14 protein-coding genes are annotated in these 16385 nt (G+C 71.7%); 6 read left to right on the top strand and 8 right to left on the bottom strand.

All coding sequences use genetic code 11. The annotated features are described in order from the left end of the window. Positions 1-7: 7 nt before the first annotated feature. The 4 genes from AB0K92_RS16735 to AB0K92_RS16720 all read right to left on the bottom strand — a co-directional run bounded on the left by AB0K92_RS16735 (position 8) and on the right by AB0K92_RS16720 (position 4938). Positions 8-1030 carry an NAD-dependent epimerase/dehydratase family protein gene (locus AB0K92_RS16735; protein WP_365923472.1) on the bottom strand — a complete coding sequence of 341 codons (1023 nt, stop codon included), beginning with the start codon at positions 1028-1030 and terminating at the stop codon, positions 8-10. Next, positions 1024-2424, bottom strand: coding sequence for an aspartate aminotransferase family protein (locus AB0K92_RS16730; RefSeq protein WP_365923470.1), 1401 nt, complete (start codon positions 2422-2424; stop codon positions 1024-1026). Before AB0K92_RS16730 ends, AB0K92_RS16735 begins: the two co-directional genes overlap by 7 nt. 196 nt (positions 2425-2620) lie before the next feature. Further along, complete coding sequence (locus AB0K92_RS16725; protein WP_365923468.1) at positions 2621-3901, bottom strand: lysylphosphatidylglycerol synthase domain-containing protein; 1281 nt, start codon at positions 3899-3901, stop codon at positions 2621-2623. After that, positions 3898-4938 (bottom strand): glycosyltransferase family A protein, encoded by a 1041-nt coding sequence (locus AB0K92_RS16720; RefSeq protein WP_365923466.1) that lies wholly within the window; start codon positions 4936-4938, stop codon positions 3898-3900. The genes AB0K92_RS16725 and AB0K92_RS16720 overlap by 4 nt, the downstream gene beginning before the upstream one ends. Positions 4939-5179: 241 nt before the next feature. Here AB0K92_RS16720 and AB0K92_RS16715 point away from each other — a divergent pair, with 241 nt between their 5' ends. Further along, entirely contained in the window at positions 5180-6229 is a 1050-nt protein-coding gene (locus AB0K92_RS16715; protein ID WP_365923464.1) for an endonuclease/exonuclease/phosphatase family protein, read from the top strand. Positions 6230-6323: 94 nt separating this feature from the next. Here the strand turns inward: AB0K92_RS16715 and AB0K92_RS16710 are convergent, their stop codons facing one another. The 3 genes from AB0K92_RS16710 to AB0K92_RS16700 form a co-directional block, all read right to left on the bottom strand. Next, the gene (locus tag AB0K92_RS16710; protein ID WP_365923462.1) at positions 6324-7262 is read right to left on the bottom strand and encodes an aldo/keto reductase; all 939 of its coding nucleotides are present in this window, start codon (positions 7260-7262) and stop codon (positions 6324-6326) included. A gap of 69 nt (positions 7263-7331) precedes the next feature. Then, positions 7332-8750, bottom strand: coding sequence for an MFS transporter (locus AB0K92_RS16705; protein WP_365923460.1), 1419 nt, complete (start codon positions 8748-8750; stop codon positions 7332-7334). 31 nt (positions 8751-8781) lie between these two features. After that, the gene (locus AB0K92_RS16700; RefSeq protein ID WP_365923458.1) at positions 8782-9546 is read right to left on the bottom strand and encodes a GntR family transcriptional regulator; all 765 of its coding nucleotides are present in this window, start codon (positions 9544-9546) and stop codon (positions 8782-8784) included. A 391-nt stretch (positions 9547-9937) separates the two neighbouring features. Between AB0K92_RS16700 and AB0K92_RS16695 the strand changes: the two genes are divergently transcribed. The 5 genes from AB0K92_RS16695 (at position 9938) to AB0K92_RS16675 (ending at position 15915) form a co-directional block, all read left to right on the top strand. Further along, a complete protein-coding gene (locus tag AB0K92_RS16695) occupies positions 9938-11212 on the top strand; it encodes an extracellular solute-binding protein (protein ID WP_365923456.1) in 1275 nt (424 codons plus the stop codon). Between the two features lie 92 nt (positions 11213-11304). After that, the gene (locus AB0K92_RS16690) at positions 11305-12297 is read left to right on the top strand and encodes a sugar ABC transporter permease (RefSeq protein ID WP_240926551.1); all 993 of its coding nucleotides are present in this window, start codon (positions 11305-11307) and stop codon (positions 12295-12297) included. Continuing rightward, positions 12294-13124 carry a carbohydrate ABC transporter permease gene (locus AB0K92_RS16685; RefSeq protein ID WP_166003934.1) on the top strand — a complete coding sequence of 277 codons (831 nt, stop codon included), beginning with the start codon at positions 12294-12296 and terminating at the stop codon, positions 13122-13124. Before AB0K92_RS16690 ends, AB0K92_RS16685 begins: the two co-directional genes overlap by 4 nt. A gap of 6 nt (positions 13125-13130) precedes the next feature. After that, positions 13131-14621 (top strand): glycoside hydrolase family 3 protein, encoded by a 1491-nt coding sequence (locus tag AB0K92_RS16680; RefSeq protein WP_365923454.1) that lies wholly within the window; start codon positions 13131-13133, stop codon positions 14619-14621. Between the two features lie 259 nt (positions 14622-14880). After that, positions 14881-15915 carry a hypothetical protein gene (locus AB0K92_RS16675; protein WP_365923452.1) on the top strand — a complete coding sequence of 345 codons (1035 nt, stop codon included), beginning with the start codon at positions 14881-14883 and terminating at the stop codon, positions 15913-15915. A 91-nt stretch (positions 15916-16006) separates the two neighbouring features. Here the strand turns inward: AB0K92_RS16675 and AB0K92_RS16670 are convergent, their stop codons facing one another. Further along, positions 16007-16372 (bottom strand): hypothetical protein, encoded by a 366-nt coding sequence (locus AB0K92_RS16670; protein ID WP_365923450.1) that lies wholly within the window; start codon positions 16370-16372, stop codon positions 16007-16009. Positions 16373-16385 lie beyond the last annotated feature (13 nt).

Raw genomic sequence — 16385 nt, 5'->3', positions numbered from 1 at the left:
ATGCTCCTCAGAAGAAGATCTTCGCCGCGGACAGCAGGCCTTGGTGCCACGGGTCCCGGCTGGTGCGGCCGGCGGATCCGCCGGAGGGGACCTCGTGACGGGCGGTGCGCCACCACTCGTAGGTGCGCAGGACGGCGTCGCGGTTGGAGTACTTGGGGCTGAAGCCGAGCTGCCGCGTCGCCTTGTCGATGCTGACGTAGGAGTCCTCCATCAGCTTGAACAGCAGCCGGCCGTACACCGGGGACAGCCGGGCCTTCTGCAGCGCGTTCAGCAGGGCGAGGGCCGGGCGGGCGGGCAGGCCGATGACGCGCTTGCCGTGGCCGGCGGCGTCCAGGACGGCCTGGAAGTCCTCACGGATCGTGCCGAACTCGGCGGCGGCCAGGTTGTACGTGTCGTTGGCGACGTCCTCCGGCGCGGTGAGCACGGTGACGATCGCGTCCACCAGGTCGTCGATGGCGAACATCTGGATGCGGACGTCGCCGCGTCCGAGCACCGGGAAGTTGCGGCCTTCCTCCGCCCACTCGAACAGCATCGAGAACAGTCCCATGCGGCCCGGCCCGACGAATGTCTTCGGCCGCAGCACGGGCACGCACATGCCCTGCGCGCGGTAGCGCTCCGCCACCTCCTCGGCGGCGGCCTTGGCCCGGCTGTAGGTGTCCACCGGTTCGCGCGGGTATTCCTCGGTCGTCGGGACCACGCGGGGCAGGCCGTACACGGCGGTCGACGAGATGTGCACCACGCGGGGTGTGCCGACCGCGCTCGCCGCGGCGAACACGTTCTTCGTGCCCCCGACGGTGATGGAGCGGATCTGGTCGTCGGGGTAACTGGGCAGCGCGGCCGCCGCGTGCACCAGGACGTCCGCGCCGTCCGCCGCCTCGCGCATGACGTCCCGGTCGCGGATGTCCCCGACGATCGTCACGCCCGGTCCGGGGCGCAGGTCGACTCCGCGCACCTGCCGGCCGTCGGCCAGCAGCCGCTCGGTGAGGCGGCCGCCGAGCATGCCCGCCGCGCCGGTGATCGTGATCACCACTGTGAGCTCACCTTCTGCTTGATGAAACGGGTGACCAGCCGGCCCAGGCCCCGGTCCAGGACCTCGCCGAGCGCGTCGACCGCGCGCTCGGCCTCGTCGGGCTCGGTCACCAGTGAGGGGCCGAGGATCAGCGGATTGCGGCCGTTGAGCGTGTAGTAGGCGAAGATGTCGTGGTCCTCGTACAGGGCGTTGATCACCGCGCAGGTGACCAGCTTCGCCTTGAACCGCGGGTCCTTGGCCATGCCGCCGGGAGCGAGCTTGGCCACCAGGTCGAGGATCTTCGGGCCGCCGTCGATGAAGACGCCCCACAGCGCGCCGGCGCCCGCGACGTGTCCGATCGCGTCGGGGTGTTCCTTGGCGAGGCGGGCCAGTCCGGGCTCCAGGACGGCTTCGAGGGCCCGGGCGCGGGCCGGGTAGTCGTCCTCCACGGCGATGTTGACGGCCTCCAGCGCGGTGGCGCACTCCTCGCCGAAGCCGTAGTAGGTGGTGGACGTCGAGTTGAGCAGGGCGTCGCCGAGATTGTCGTAGGCCTTGCGGAAGACGGGCTCGCGCGCCACGTAGGCGGAGACGGAGGACTTGCCGCCGCCGAAGGACTTGGAGGTGGTGACCACGTCCGGGATCAGTCCGGGGTAGCGCATGAAGTAGAACATGCTGCCGGTCTTGCCCCAGCCCGTGTAGATCTCGTCGAAGATCAGCACGATGTCGTGCTGGGTGCACAACTCCCGCAGTCCGCGCAGGAAGTGCTCGGAGCACCACTGGATGGTCGAGGCGCTGAAGGGTTCGATGAGGATCGCGTAGACGTCCTTGGGGTGGCGTCCGATCGCCGAGCGCACCGAGTCCAGGTCACCGTAGCGGAAGGTGTCGATGCCGGGGATGGTCGGGAAGGCGAACTGGTTCTGGCCGGTGAGGCCGCCCGAGCCGAGCAGCTTGCCGTGGAAGGCGCAGTCCGCGCGCAGGACGGTGCCGCGCTTTCCGCCGTGGTACTTGTAGGCGAGCTTGACCGCGCCCTCGACCGCCTCCGCGCCCGAGTTGGGCAGGAACGACATCGACAGGTCGCCGGGCATCACCTCGGCGAGGTTGTGGCCGAGCGCGGCCAGGTAGGGCGAGAAGTAGGTCTTGTGGACCTCCATCCGGCGCTGCTGGGCGAAGCGTTCGCGCACGGCGAGGATGCGGGGGTGGTTGTGACCGTGGTTGAGGACGCCGACGCCGCCGGTCAGGTCGAGGACGCGCCGGCCGTCCTTCAGGGTGAGGTAGGCGCCCTCGGCGTGGTCGACGAGTTCGCGGCCGAACCCGAACGAGGTCATCAGGGCGACCTGGCTCTTGTTCACGTGTCGTCGGTAAAGGTCGTGTACCTCGCCGACCTCGAGGCGTTCGGCGTCATCCAGGGTGTACACGGGTTTCTCTCCTCATGAGCGTGCGGGCCGATCGGTGCCGCGGACCGCGCGCCGTGGGCGCGTCCGCGGGACCTCCGGGACCAGGGGGGTGGGAGACGGGGGGTGAACTGGGGGTGAGCTGGGAGGGGTGGGAGGCGGGGTCAACTAGTGGCCTGGGAGGCGTGGTTGAACCAAGGGCGCGGGAAACCGGGCTGGACTAGGGGCGTGGCACAGGGGGTTGGGGGGCCGCCGGGCTCGTCGGCAGGGAGGTGGTGGCCGGAGGAGCGGACCTGCGTCCGCGCGGCCGCGCGGAGGTCACGGCCGGCGCCCCCGACAGCGTGGACGTCGCGTTCGCCGGCCCCGGCGGGGCGGAGGCGTCGCTCGCCGAGCCTGGCGGGGCGGGGGTGTCGCTCGCCGGGCCCGACGCCCCGGAAGGAGCGTTCGCCGGCCCCGGCGGGGCGGGGGTGTCGCTCGCCGGCCCTGGCGGGGCGGGGGTGTGGCTCGCCGACCCCGGCGGGGCAGAGGTGTCGCTCGCCGGCCCCGACGCCCCGGAAGGGGCGTTCGTCGTCCCCGGCGGCTCAGGTGTCGCAGCCGACGGGAGCGCCGGTGTGGCGGTGAAGCGGGACCAGCAGAGGACGACGGCCGAGCTGCCCAGTTCGGCCACGACACAGACGAGGCGGCTGGCCAGGGCCGCGGTGGCCGCGGCGCCCGGGGGCAGGACGGTGGCGAGCGCGGCGGTGATGGTGAGCTCCCGCACGCCCCAGCCGTCGGGGATGATCAGGGCGAGGCTGCTGATGACCGTGGCGAGCGCGAAGGCGCCGACCGAGGCGCCCAGTCCCGCCCACACCGGCGCGCCCAGCGCCAGGACCAGGAACCACAGGTGCAGTCCGGAGGCCACCCAGGAGACGACGGCGAGCAGGATGGCCCGCCGTACCGCGGGGTCCCCCGGCTGCTCCACGGGTTTGCGCAGCAGCCGGGCCAGGGCGGCCACCGGCCGGGTGGCGAGGGCGGGCCGCACCAGGCACAGCAGGAACAGCGCGGCCGGGAGCACGAGCCACGGCCACTGGCCGGGCAGCGCGACCGGCGCCGCGAGCAGGGCGACACCGGCCCCGGTGAGCAGGGTCAGGGCCAGGCTCAGCACATAGGCGGAAGTCATCTGCGCGGCGGGGATGCCGACGGCGCGGCCGTGCGCCACGTGGGTGAGCACGCCCCAGACCCGTCCGGGGAGGTACTTGCTGAGCTGTCCGAGGAAGTACACCTTCGCCGCGTACAGGCCACGCAGTCCGTGCTCGCCGGGGATCAGGACCCGCCAGGCGTGCACGGCGAGGACGAGCCCGGCGACGTTGGTGAGGAGGGCACCGGCCAGCAGCGGCACCGCCTCGGGGCGGGCGAACTCCCGCGCGGCGGAGACACCCCCGTTGCGGACGAGGAACCAGACGCCCACCAGCGCGGCGAGCACGATGACCGGCGTGAGCAGCCGGCGCAGTCGGTCGATCACCGCTTCGCCTCCGCCCGCGGCGGCGCGCCGCGCCCGGTCCGGGTCCTGTCCCGCGGTCGCAGGGCGCCGAGCGCGGCACCGCCGAGCAGCGCGGCGTGGGTGGCCAGGTGGACGCCCACGAAGAAGGGCAGGAACCGCGCACCCCGGCGCCGGGCGACGAAGCGCAGCAGTCCGAGGTTCGCGGCGCAGAACGCGAGCAGGAAGACCGCGGGCAGCGCGGGCAGCCACCCGGCGGGCGGCAGCGCGGCGAGGGGCGGTGCGGCGAAGAGCGCGGCGAGCGGCAGCGAGGCGAGGAGCGCGGCGGCCGAGGCCACCGAGGCGGGGCTGTTGGCCGTGAGGTTGCGGCGCCCGCCCTGGCGCGCCGACCGCAGCGCCGGGACCAGCAGCAGCGCCCGTCGGAACGTTTCACCGAGCAGCGCGCCGAGCCGGTCCTCCTCGTCGTGCCGGGCCACGATCCGGTCGGTGAGCACGATCTTCCAGTGCGGCGCGAGCCGGTCGCTGAACTCCAGGTCCTCCGAGTCCCGCAACCGCTCGTCGAAGCCGCCCAGTTGCTCGAAGACCTCGCGGCGTACGGCGGCCTGGGCGAAGAACGCGGTCTCCACCTCGCCGACGCCGCGCAGGCGCCACCAGTGGGCGTGCAGCACCTTGTAGTGCTCGACGGGTCCGTCGTCGAAGAGCGGCTCGGGCGCGATCACACCGTGCACGCACCCGCACTCGGGGTCGGCGTCCAGGATGTGCAGCGCGCTCGCCACCGAGTCGGGGGTGAGCGCCTCGTCGGAGTCCAGGAAGAAGAGGATGTCGCCGGTGGCGGCGGCGATACCGGTGTTCCGGGCGGCGGAGACACCGCGGTTGGGGTCGTGCCGGATCAGCGTGCAGGGATAACCTCGGGCGATCCGCGCCGTGGCATCGGTGCTGCCGTCGTCCACCACGATCACCTCGTGGATCGGACAGGTCTGGGCGTACACCGAGTCCAGGCACGCTGCGAGGGTGCGGGCGGAGTTGTGGGCCGGGATCACCACTGACACGGAATGTGGCATGCCGCTCAGTTCAGTTGCGCACCGTATCGGCCTGGTATCGATCCTGTATCGGGTGCCGCCCCGCGGAACGGCCGCTCGCCGCGCATCCGCCCCGGTGGGCCGGCTGTTAGTCTTCAGCCGCTCGTTCGCCGAAGATCCGTACGAACGCTCCCTGGAGGGACGTGTGTCGGCTCCCCCGGAAACCATGGCGCCTTCCCCCACCGACCCCTCCCCGGCGACACGCACCGAGGGCCGCCGGAGCGTGACCGGGAGGGTTCTGGTCGCGCTGACCGCGCTGTGGGCGGCGTACTCACTGCTCAACTTCGCGCTCAGCGGCCGCTGGTGGCTGTGGCTGCTCGCCGATCTGGTGCCGCCGCTGGGCTTCCTGGCGGTGCCCCTCGCCCTGCTCGCGCTGGTGTGGCTGCCGGGCGCGCGTCCGGTGCGCCGGTGGCTGGTTCCGGTCCTGGCGCTCCTGCTGCTCACGGGGCTGACCCGCGCCGGCGTCAACTGGGCGGTGCTGCGCCCCGGCGCGGCGGCGGGCCCGGCGCCCGCGGGAGCGCTGAAGGTCGTCTCGTGGAACACGGAGTACTGGGACACCACCGACGACGCCGGCCGGTTCTACCGCTATCTCCGGGCGAAGGACGCCGACGTCTACCTGCTGCAGGAGTACCTGGCGTGGGTGGACGAACGGCCCGCGCCGATCGACCGGCTGGCGCGGATCCGGAGCGAGTTCCCCGGGTACCACGTCGCGGTGCTCGGTGAGCAGGTCACCCTCTCCCGCTTTCCCGTCGTCGCCCGGCCGGCCGTCGGTCCGGCCCGCCGGCTGGAGAGCGGGTCCCCCTGGCGGGAGGTCTTCGAGCGGGGCAAGGTGCTGCGCACGGACATCGACGTGCGGGGCCGGGTCGTCTCGTTCTACAACGTGCACATCCCCGTGCAGCTCGACATCCTCCGCAGTCCGCTCACCGGCGGCTTCTACGAGGAGGTGCAGCGGCGTTCTGTCGCGCGGCAGCGGCAGTACGAGGCCCTGCGGCGCGACGTCGCCGCCAATCCGCGTCCCGTGTTCGTGGCGGGGGACTTCAACACCACGCCGGCCATGCGGGAACTGGACGGACTGCGCGGCACCCTGCGCGACGCGCTGCCCGCCTCCGGCACGCTCGTGCCGCGCACCTGGAAGGCCGGCGGCCCGTCCCTGTGGCGGCTGGACTGGGCGTTCACCGACGAGCAGGTGCGGGTGCACCGGTACGCCTTCGACGACCCGGCCGGCCTCTCCGACCACCAGTTGCAGGAGCTGGTGGTGTCACCGGTCCCCTGAATCGAACCTGATGTGACCGGTCCCCTGAACCGGGCGGCGAGCGGCGCCCGGCCTGCCGCCGGGCGCCGTTCACGGGGGGGGGTGCGCGGTCCGGCTACCGGCCCGCCTCGTCCAGGCGGCGGCGCTGCTCCGGGCTCAGCGTCACGGCGAGCGCCCCCAGGGCCTCCTCGACCTGGGCGACCTTGCTCACGCCGACGATGGGCACGATCCGCGGGTCGTGGTCGAGCAGCCAGGCGAGCACGACCTGGTTGACGGTCGCGTCCAGTTCGCCGGCCACCTCGCGCAGGGCCGCCAGGCGGGGGGCCGTGCCCGGGTGGTCGTAGGCGGCGGGGATCTCCACGTCCTCGCGGGTGTAGCCGCCCGACAGCAGCGGGCTGTAGGCCCACAGGAGCAGGTCGGGCTCGGCGCGTACGTAGTCGAGCAGTTCGGGCGTGACGTGGACGTGCGCGGAGGACGGCAGAGGCAGGTCGAACCGCGGCTGCAGGTACGAGTAGCGGTACTGGAGGTGGGTGCAGCGGGGCCGGTCGCCGGCGAGCGCGCGGGCGCGCTCGGTGCGCCACACGGCGTGGTTGCTGACGCCGAGCGCACCGGCCTTGCCCTCGTCGACGAGGTCGGCGAGCGCGTGCACGGTCTCTTCCAGCGGCACCGTCCGGTCCTCGATGTGGGCCCAGAACACGTCGACGCGCTCGGTGCCGAGGCGGCGCAGGCTGTCCTCCAGGGCGGACCGCAGGGCCTTGGCCGAGAGGCCTTCGGCGGCTTCGAGTCCGGCTCCGGGGACCGTCGGGCGGGCGCCCGCCTTGGTGCCGATCCGCACGGCGTCCCGGGCGCCGCGGGACGCCAGCCACTTGCCGATGACGGCCTCGCTCTCGTCCCCGGTGCCGCCGTCCACCCAGAACGCGTAGTTGTTGGCGGTGTCGAGCACCGTGCCGCCCAACTCGGTGAATCTGTCGAGGATGTCGAACGAGGTCCGCTCGTCGACGGTGGTGCCGAAGGCCAGGGTGCCGAGAGCGATGGTCCGTTGCTGGTGCCACATGGGGAGTGGTTCCTCCGGGTTCGGGGGCCGGGCGTTCCCCCGTGTATACCGCCCCGACCTCCAAAAGGTCTAGGCCAATTGGTCTTTCGGGGCGGCAGCCTCCGGCGCGGGGGCCCCGACCCGGCGGGCGGCCGGCGCGGCGAGCAGCGTGGTGGCCAGGGCGGCCGCGCAGACCGCGGCGAAGGCGGCGGTGTCGGAGCCGGCGGCCGTGTGCAGAGCACCGAAGAGGGCGCCGCACACCCCGATGAGCAGGACGCTGCACAGACTGTCGGCGACCTGGAGCGCGGCGGTGTTGGCGCCTTGCCGTCCGGGCGGTGACTGGTCGAGGGTGAGCACGCCCACGCTCGGGAGCAGCAGGCCCATGCCGAAGGCCGCCACGGTGAAACCGGCCGGGGCCGTGACGGCGGGGGCCGCGCGCAGGACTCCGGCGAGCGTCAGCGCGGTCCCCGCGCTGTGGACGAGGGCGCCCAGCAGGATGACGTGCCGGCGTCGCGGGGACAGGCGCGGTCTGCCCTGGAGCCAGGAGGCGGCGGCCCAGGCGAGCGCCGCGCAGGTGAGGGAGTACCCCGCGGCGGTCGGTGACCAGCCGCGCTCGTTGACCAGCAGCAGCGGCACGTACGACTCGGTCGCGAAGTAGGCGGCGGCCGCCAGTCCGCGCACCAGCACCAGCGCCGGTATGCCGGGACGCGCGCGCAGCGTCCCGGCGGGCAGGAGGCCCCGCAGCCCCGCCGCGACGGCCAGGAGCCCGGCCACGGCGAGCACGGCGGTGCGCGGGGAGGGCTGGGCGGCGGCGTACTGCAGCAGCCCCGCCCCGACCGCGACGGTGACCGCCGGGCCGACGCGGGTGGCGGTTTCCTCCGCCGCCGCCCCGTCGTGCGGCAGGGCGGCGAGCGGGCGCCGCAGCAGGGCCGTCGTGGCCAGCGTGAACACGGCGATGCCGTGGAACACCCAGCGCCACGACAGGTGTTCGGTGACGGCGCCGGCGATGGCGGGGCCCACCATGGACGGCAGGATCCAGCACGCCGTGACGACGGAGAACATGCGCGGGCGCAGCGCGGGCGGATAGCCGCGTCCGACCATCACGTACAGGGCGACGGTCACCGCCCCGCCGCCCGCGCCCTGCGCCAGGCGGCCGGCCAGGAACGGCATGATGGAGGGCGCCGCCCCCGCGAGCGCCGATCCGCCGACGAAGCACAGGCAGCCGGCCTTGAGCGGTGCCGCGGGCCCGCGCCGGTCGGCCCAGCCGCCGCCCACCACCGTGCCGGCGAGCCCGGCGGCGAGGTATCCGCCGAAGGCGATCGCGTAGAGCGGCAGGGCGTCCAGTTCCTGGACGGCGACGGGCATCGCGGTCGCCAGGGCCAGTCCGGCGAAGGCGACCAGGAAGAAGGTGGCGGCGATGGCCAGGGTGCGGGACCGGTACGGGCCGGAGAGCAGTCCGGGCGCGCGGGGCTCGGACTCGGTCCGGGCGCCGTCGGCGGGGGGCGGCATGAAGCTCCTTGGGTGGAGGGGCCGGCAGCCGTCAGCGCGCGGGCCGGGTGAGGGTGGCCACGAACTTGTACCGGGAGCCGCGGTAGACCGACCGCACCCACTCCACGGGCCTGCCGCGCGTGTCCCAGGAGTGGCGGGAGAGCAGCAGCATGGGCAGGCCGACGTCGGCGCCGAGCAGTTCCGCCTCCCGCGGGGTGGCCAGGGCCGTCTCGATCGTCTCCTCGGCCTCCGCCAGGCGTACCCCGTACTGCTCGGCGAGGGCGGTGTAGAGGGAGGTGTACCGGCCCAGGTCGAGCCGCAGTCCCGGGAACCGCTGCGCGGACAGGTGGGTGGACTCGATCGCCATCGGCTCGCCGCTGGCCAGGCGCAGCCGTTCGACGCGCAGGACGCGGTCGCCGGTGCGCAGGCCGAGTAAGCCGGCCAGTTTCTCGTCCGCCGGGACGTAACCGATGTCGAGGATGCGTGAGGCGGGTTCGAGGCCCTGGGCCGCCATGTCCTCGGTGTACGAGGTCAGGTGCAGGGTCCGGTACACCTTGGGCCGGGCGACGAACGTGCCCTTGCCCTGGACGCGGTCCAGCCGTCCCTCGCTGACCAGTTCCTGCAGCGCCTTGCGCAGGGTGGTGCGCGACGTGCGGAACTCGACGGCGAGCGAGCGTTCGGCCGGCATGGGTGAGCCGGGTGTCCGGCCCCCGATCATCTGCAGCAGGTGCTGCTTGATCCGGTAGTGCTTCGGGATCCGCTGGCTTCCCTCCGGCGGCCTTCCCCCGTTGCGGGCGCTGCTGACATCGATGCTCATGTTCCGCCTTCGGCTCCGGTGCCCGGTGCAGCCCACGGTCAGCGGCCGCAGCTCGCTCGCACGGCCGAGGTATCGGGCGCCGTACGCTCGGCGGAACCGTTATAGCCGCGGGTTCCGGTGTTGGTCTAGTCCAAAGATGGGCCGCGGCCGGACAGGCGCACTGGTCACGCGCGGTCCCCCTCGGGGAGCCGTGCGGCCCTTCGGAAATGCCCTCACGATACGGCGGCACCACCTTTTCCGGCAGCTCTTGACAGCCACATAGGTCTAGGCCAAGCTCGCCCCTGCTGGTCTACACCATTCGAGGCCAGGTCCCCAGCCCGCCGGGCAGCAGCGCCGTGCGAAGGACGCCACCGAGGGCGTGGGTGAGCAAGCAATTCTGAGGAGGGGTGGCGTGAAGCGCAGGCTGACAGCCGCGATCGGCATCGCGGGCATGGTGTTCTCCGTTGCGGCATGTGGGGGCGGCGGCGACAACGGCGGGGGTTCGGGGCCCGAGGGCTTCAAGGGGCAGACGCTGGTCGTCTGGACGATGGACGGCTCGGCGCCCGAGGAGTGGACCAAGGAGGTGCAGACCGCCTTCGAGAAGAAGACGGGCGCCAAGGTCGAGTTCGAGACGCAGAAGTGGGACGGCATCCAGCAGAAGGTCACCACGGCCCTGTCGGAGTCCAACCCGCCGGACGTCATCGAGATCGGCAACACCCAGACCCCGGCGTACGCGGCCACCGGCGGCCTCGCCGAACTGGACGACCTGAAGAAGGAGATCGGGGCCGACTGGACCCCGACGCTCAACGAGTCCTCCATATACGAGGGCAAGCAGTACGGCGCTCCCTGGTACTTCGCCAACCGGATCGTCATCTACAACAAGAAGGTCTGGGCGGACGCCGGCATCAAGGACACCCCGAAGACCCGGGACGAGTTCTTCGAGGACCTGGAGACCATCGACAAGAAGACCGACGCCGAGCCGATCTACATGCCCGGCCAGAACTGGTACTTCTTCGTCGGCCTCCTCGTCGGCCAGAACGCCGAACTGGTGAAGAAGGAAGGCGACAAGTACGTCTCCAACCTCGACGACCCGAAGGTCGGCGCCGCGATGGAGATCTACAAGAAGTACGCCTCCTACTCCAAGGCGCCCAAGGACAAGGACGAGGCCACGCCGCAGCAGGCCGAGGTGTTCGCCAAGGGCAAGACCGGCGCGTTCATCGGCATGGGCTGGGAGGCGGCCACCGCCGTCAAGGCCAACCCGGCCATCGAGAAGGACCTCGGCTACTTCACCATCCCCAGCGACACGCCCGGCAAGCCCGAGGGTGTCTTCCTCGGCGGCTCCAACCTCGCCGTCGCCGCCGGCAGCGAGAAGCAGGAGCTGGCGAAGGAGTTCCTCAAGGTCGCCCTGTCGGACGAGTTCGAGGGCAAGCTGGCCAAGGCCAACGGCGTCGTGCCCAACAAGGAGTCCCTGCAGTCCGTCCTCAAGGGCAACGCGGTCGCCGAGGCCGCGGCCCCGGCCGCCTCGGTGGGCGGTACCACGCCGCTGATCCCCGAGTGGGCCGCGGTGGAGAACACGCCCAACCCGATCAAGAGGTACATGACCTCCGTCCTCTCCGGTAAGTCCCCGGCGGCCGCCGCCAAGGACGTCGAGGGCGAGATCAACAAGCGCCTGGCACAGGAGAACTGACGACGCCTCGCGCCGGGGGCGCCACGCACACCCCGCCCCCGGCGCGGACGCGCTGAACCGTACGGCCACGAAAGAGACGGCAAGCCATGCCAGTGCAGACCCAAGGCACGGACACCGCTGGGGGTGCCAGTGCCCACAAGACCGAGGCCGTTCCGCCTCAGCGGGAAGGGAAACGCAGATCCCCGACCGCACCCGGCCGGCAGGCCGTCGCCCCCTACCTCCTCCTGCTGCCGGCACTGCTCGCCACCCTGATCCTGCTCGGCGGGCCCTTGGTGAAGAACGGACTGCTGTCCTTCCAGAACCTCCACGCACGCCAGCTCATCCAGCACCTCACGGAGTGGAACGGGGTCGACAACTACCGTGAGGTACTGGCTAGCGCGGAGTTCTGGAGCGTCGTCAAGCGGACGGTGCTGTTCACCGCGGCCAACGTGGTGCTCATCATGGGACTGGGCACCCTGATCGGCCTGCTCCTCGCCCGGCTCGGCGCCCGGATGCGGCTGCTGCTCATGCTGGGACTCGTGCTCGCCTGGGCCATGCCCGTGGTCGCGGCCACCACCATCTACCAGTGGCTCTTCGCGCAGCGGTTCGGAGTCGTCAACTGGGTGCTGGACAAGCTCGGCTGGCACTCCATGGCCGACTACAACTGGCTCGGGACCCAGTTCTCGACCTTCTCCGTCATCACCCTGCTGATCGTCTGGCAGTCCATCCCGTTCGTGGCGCTCAACCTCTACGCCGCCACGACGACCATCCCCAGGGAACTCTACGAGGCCGCCTCCCTCGACGGCGCCGGTGCCTGGAAGAGCTTCACCTCGGTGACCTTCCCGTTCCTGCGGCCCTTCCTCTACGCCACGACGTTCCTGGAGATCATCTGGGTGTTCAAGGCGTTCCCCCAGATCTTCGCCCTGAACGAGGGCGGCCCCGACCGGCTCACCGAGACCCTGCCCATCTACGCGTTCGTCGAAGGGGTGGGCAACCAGCACTTCGGCATGGGCGCCGCGATCTCCTTCCTGACCATCCTGGTCCTGCTGGTGATCACCTCGTACTACCTGCGCACCGTGCTCAAGCAGGAGGAGGACAAGCTGTGAAGCGCTCGCTCTTCGGCCGGCTGTCGCTCAACGCGACCGCCGTCGTCCTCTTCGTGGTCTTCGCGTTCCCCGTCTACTGGATGTTCGCCACGGCCCTGAAGCCGACCGGCGACATCATCGCCGAGGACCCCGTCTGGGTCCCCGTGAACCTCACCTTCGAGCACTTCGACCGGGCGATCCACGCGGACCACTTCTGGACGCTGGTGCGCAACTCCGTCACGGTGACCGTGCTCGCGGTGCTGCTGTCGCTCGTCATCGCCCTGTTCGCGTCGTTCGCCCTGGCCCGGATGCGGTTCGCCGGCCGCGGCGCCTTCGTCGTCGTCTTCATGCTCGCGCAGATGGCGCCGTGGGAGGTGATGGTGATCGCCAACTACATGCTCGTGCGCGACAGCGACATGCTCGACAGCCTGGTGCCGCTCACCGTCTTCTACATGATGATGGTGCTCCCGTTCACCATTCTGACGCTGCGTGGCTATGTCGCCGCGGTGCCCAGGGAGCTGGAGGAATCCGCGATGGTCGACGGCTGCACCCGCGTCCAGGCCTTCCGCAAGGTGATCTTCCCGCTGCTCGCCCCCGGCCTGATGGCCACCTCGCTGTTCGGGTTCATCACCGCCTGGAACGAGTATCCCCTGGTACTCATCCTGAACAAGAGCATCGAGTACCAGACCCTCCCCCTGTGGATCTCGCAGTTCCGCACCGCGTTCGGCGACGACTGGGGCGCCACGATGGCCGCTTCCTCGTTGTTCGCGCTGCCCATCCTGGTCCTTTTCGTCTTCCTGCAGCGCAAGGCCGTCAGCGGTCTCACCGACGGCGCTGTGAAGGGATAACTCGGCATGACGACATCCACCAGCAGAACCGACACGCTCACCCGCGACGCACTCGCCGTGCTGCAGCCGGGTTTCGCGGGGACCACCGCTCCCGACTGGGTGCGCCGCCGGATCGGCGAAGGGCTGGCCTCGATCGCCCTGTTCGGCCGCAACGTGACCACGGCCGAGCAGGTCACCGCCCTCACCGCGCAGCTGCGGGCCGAGCAGGAGAACCTCCTGGTGGCCATCGACGAGGAGAGCGGCGACGTCACGCGCCTGGAGGTGCGCACCGGTTCCTCGTTCCCCGGCAACCACGCGCTGGGAGCCGTCGACGACACCGATCTGACGCACGGCGTGGCACGGGAGCTGGGCCGCCGTCTCGCGGCGTGCGGCATCAACTTCAACTGGGCGCCGTCGGCCGACGTCAACGCCGATCCGCTCAACCCGGTCATCGGCGTGCGGTCCTTCGGTGCCGACACCGCGCTCGTCGCGCGGCACACCGCCGCCTACGTCAGAGGCCTGCAGTCCTCGGGGGTCGCGGCGTGCACCAAGCACTTCCCCGGCCATGGCGACACCAGCGTCGACTCCCATCACTCGGTGCCGCGCATCGACGTCGACGCCGGCACGCTGGCCGAGCGCGAACTGGTCCCGTTCCGGGCGGCGATCGCGGCCGGCACCCAGGCCGTGATGAGCGCGCACATCCTGGTGCCGGCCCTCGACCCGGAGTACCCGGCGACGCTCTCGCCGCGCATTCTGACCGGTCTGCTGCGCGGTGAACTCGGCTACCAGGGACTGATCGTCACGGACGGCATGGAGATGCAGGCCATCTCCGGCACCTACGGCCTGGAGCGCGGCGTGGTCATGGCCGTCGCGGCCGGTGCGGACGCCATCTGCGTCGGCGGCGGACTGTGCGACGAGGCCACGGTGCTGAGCCTGCGGAACGCCCTCGTGAGTGCCGTGCGCTCCGGTGAACTGTCCGAGGAACGGCTGGCCGACGCCGCGTCCCGGGTACGGGACCTGGCCCGGTGGACCGCGGACACGGCGCGGGCGACGGCCCCGGACAACCCGGCCGAGCGGGAGATCGGTCTGGTCGCGGCACGCCGCGCGGTCACCGTCGTCCCCGGACGGGGCGCGGCGCCGGTCACCGAGCCGGTGTTCGTGGCCACGTTCCAGCCGGTGGCCAACATCGCCGTGGGGGACGAGACGCCGTGGGGTGTGGGCGCCGAGCTGGAACGCCTGCTGCCCGGCACCGAGAGCGGTGTCTTCTCCGGTGCGGAGGCCGGCAAGGAGGCACTCGCCGCGGCGGGTGACCGGCGAGTCGTCGCCGTGGTCCGGGACGAACACCGGCACGACTGGATGAGCGCCGCCCTCGACACCCTGCTGGCCGCCCGCCCGGACACCGTCGTGGTGGAGATGGGCGTCGCGCAGTCCGCGCCCCGCGGCGCGCTCTACCTGGCCACGTACGGCGCGGCTCGCGTCTGCGCGATCGCGGCGGCGGAGCGGATCGTCGCCGGCTGAGCCGAGCGGTACGTACCGGGGAGGACGTCCCGCCGGCCCGCGGGACGTCCTCCCCTCCTTCTTTTCTCTTTCCCTTTCCGCGGCAGGCTCGCGGCCCACCCGCCCGTGGTGCGCGTGCGGTGAATCCGGGGGCAACCATCGGGCCGCGTCAGGGGTCTACTCATCGACAGCCGATCGCCGTGATCGCACCGACGAGGAGACCATCATCACCGCCATACGCAAGACCCTGCCCGCCGCCGCGGTCGTCGGCACCGTTCTGGTGGCCGCGGCCGCCTGCGGCACCGTGGAGCAGCTCTCCGCCGGGCAGAAGCTGGACCGGGCCTTCGAGAAGCTCGGCGACGAGAAGACGCTCTCGTTCGAGCTGGAACTCGACACGGACGCCGCGAGCCTGAAGGCGCTGGACGCCTCCTCGGAGCCGGAGCCGGGCGAGGAACTGCCCGACGAGGTCGCCGAACTGCTCAGTGGCGCGACCATCAGCGTCACCATGCAGTCCAAGAAGCCGATCGACGAGTCCGGTGAGAAGGACTTCGTCGGCATGGCCATGAAGGTCGGCACCGAGGACGGCGACCTGGTCGAGTACCGGGTCGTCGGCGACTACACCTACATCCGCACCGACGCCAAGTCCCTCGGCAAGGCGATGGGTGCCCCCGTGCCGTCGGCGAAGGACCTGCCGCCGGAGGCGGGCGCGCTGAAGAAGGTGCTCGACGGGGAGTGGGTGAAGATCGACACCGAGGAGATGGAGCGGACCACCTCCGAGATGGGTGCCGAGCCCGGCGCGGAGCCCGCGCCCGAGCCCACGCTGGACGCCAAGACGCAGAAGCGGCTGCTGGAGGCGGTCCGCAAGACCATCGCCCGCGAGGTCGAGTTCAAGACGTCCGGGGGCGAGGACGGCGCCGAGCACATCACCGCCACCGCTCCCTTCCGCACGCTGGTCACGGAGCTGGTCGGCGAGATCCGGCCGCTCGCGAAGAGCCTGCCGCCGGGCATGGAGCTGCCCACCGAGAAGGACTTCAAGGACGCCCCGAACACAAAGGTCACGGCCGACTTCACGCTCGAGAACGGCGACCTGACCGAGGTGCGCGTCGACCTCGCCGAGCTGGCCGAGAACGCGAAGGTGAAGAATCTGGGCCTCGTGGTGCGGCTGAGTGAGGGCGGGGCGCTCACGGCCCCGGCCGGCGCGACCGAGCTGGACATCGAGGAGATCATGAGCGGGTTCGGCGCCGCGATGATGCCGGAGGAGGCCTTCACGGACGAGGCCTTCACCGACGAGGGCTTCGCCGAGGACGCGGCGTAGTCACACGCCGGGCCCCGGGCGGCGCGGTCCCTTCACGGGCCTTCCCCCGCCGCCTGGGGCGGTCTTCCCCGGACGGGTCACCGAGTGACCGTCAGAAACGCCATCCCACCAGCGGAACGCGGACCCCGGTGAGCAGACCGGCGAACATCACCGCGGACAGCAGCACGACGGCCACGAGGCGCAGCGCGATGATCGCCTCCGTGGCGGTGCGCAGCGGCTGCCAGGGGATCAGGCGCAGGAGCCAGGTCACGGGGACCGAGAGTCCGAAGAGCAGGGCCAGCGCCGCGATGTCCTCGTCGCCCGTCACCTGGGCCGGTGCGCTGTCGTCGAGGTCGTAGCCCTCGGCGTACATCGCGAAGGCGAGCACTTTCCAGCAGAGGGCGGCGAAGAGCGTGACGCCGGATTCCAGGAGGGCGAAACGCGGTCCCTGCCGGGTGGGGAGGAGTGACGCAAGCATGATCGCTTCGATC

Source organism: Streptomyces sp. NPDC052687, from assembly GCF_040678395.1.
In the GTDB taxonomy this organism is placed as follows: Bacteria; Actinomycetota; Actinomycetes; order Streptomycetales; family Streptomycetaceae; genus Streptomyces.
Note: the sequence above shows the minus strand (reverse complement) of the source record. Positions and strands in the feature narration are given on the sequence as shown.

Coding starts and splice junctions, on each gene's coding strand:
- AB0K92_RS16720 (WP_365923466.1), bottom strand. CDS start 4,938: ATGCCACATTCCGTGTCAGTGGTGATCCCGGCCCACAACTCCGCCCGC.
- AB0K92_RS16710 (WP_365923462.1), bottom strand. CDS start 7,262: ATGTGGCACCAGCAACGGACCATCGCTCTCGGCACCCTGGCCTTCGGC.
- AB0K92_RS16705 (WP_365923460.1), bottom strand. CDS start 8,750: ATGCCGCCCCCCGCCGACGGCGCCCGGACCGAGTCCGAGCCCCGCGCG.
- AB0K92_RS16700 (WP_365923458.1), bottom strand. CDS start 9,546: ATGAGCATCGATGTCAGCAGCGCCCGCAACGGGGGAAGGCCGCCGGAG.
- AB0K92_RS16680 (WP_365923454.1), top strand. CDS start 13,131: ATGACGACATCCACCAGCAGAACCGACACGCTCACCCGCGACGCACTC.
- AB0K92_RS16670 (WP_365923450.1), bottom strand. CDS start 16,372: ATGCTTGCGTCACTCCTCCCCACCCGGCAGGGACCGCGTTTCGCCCTC.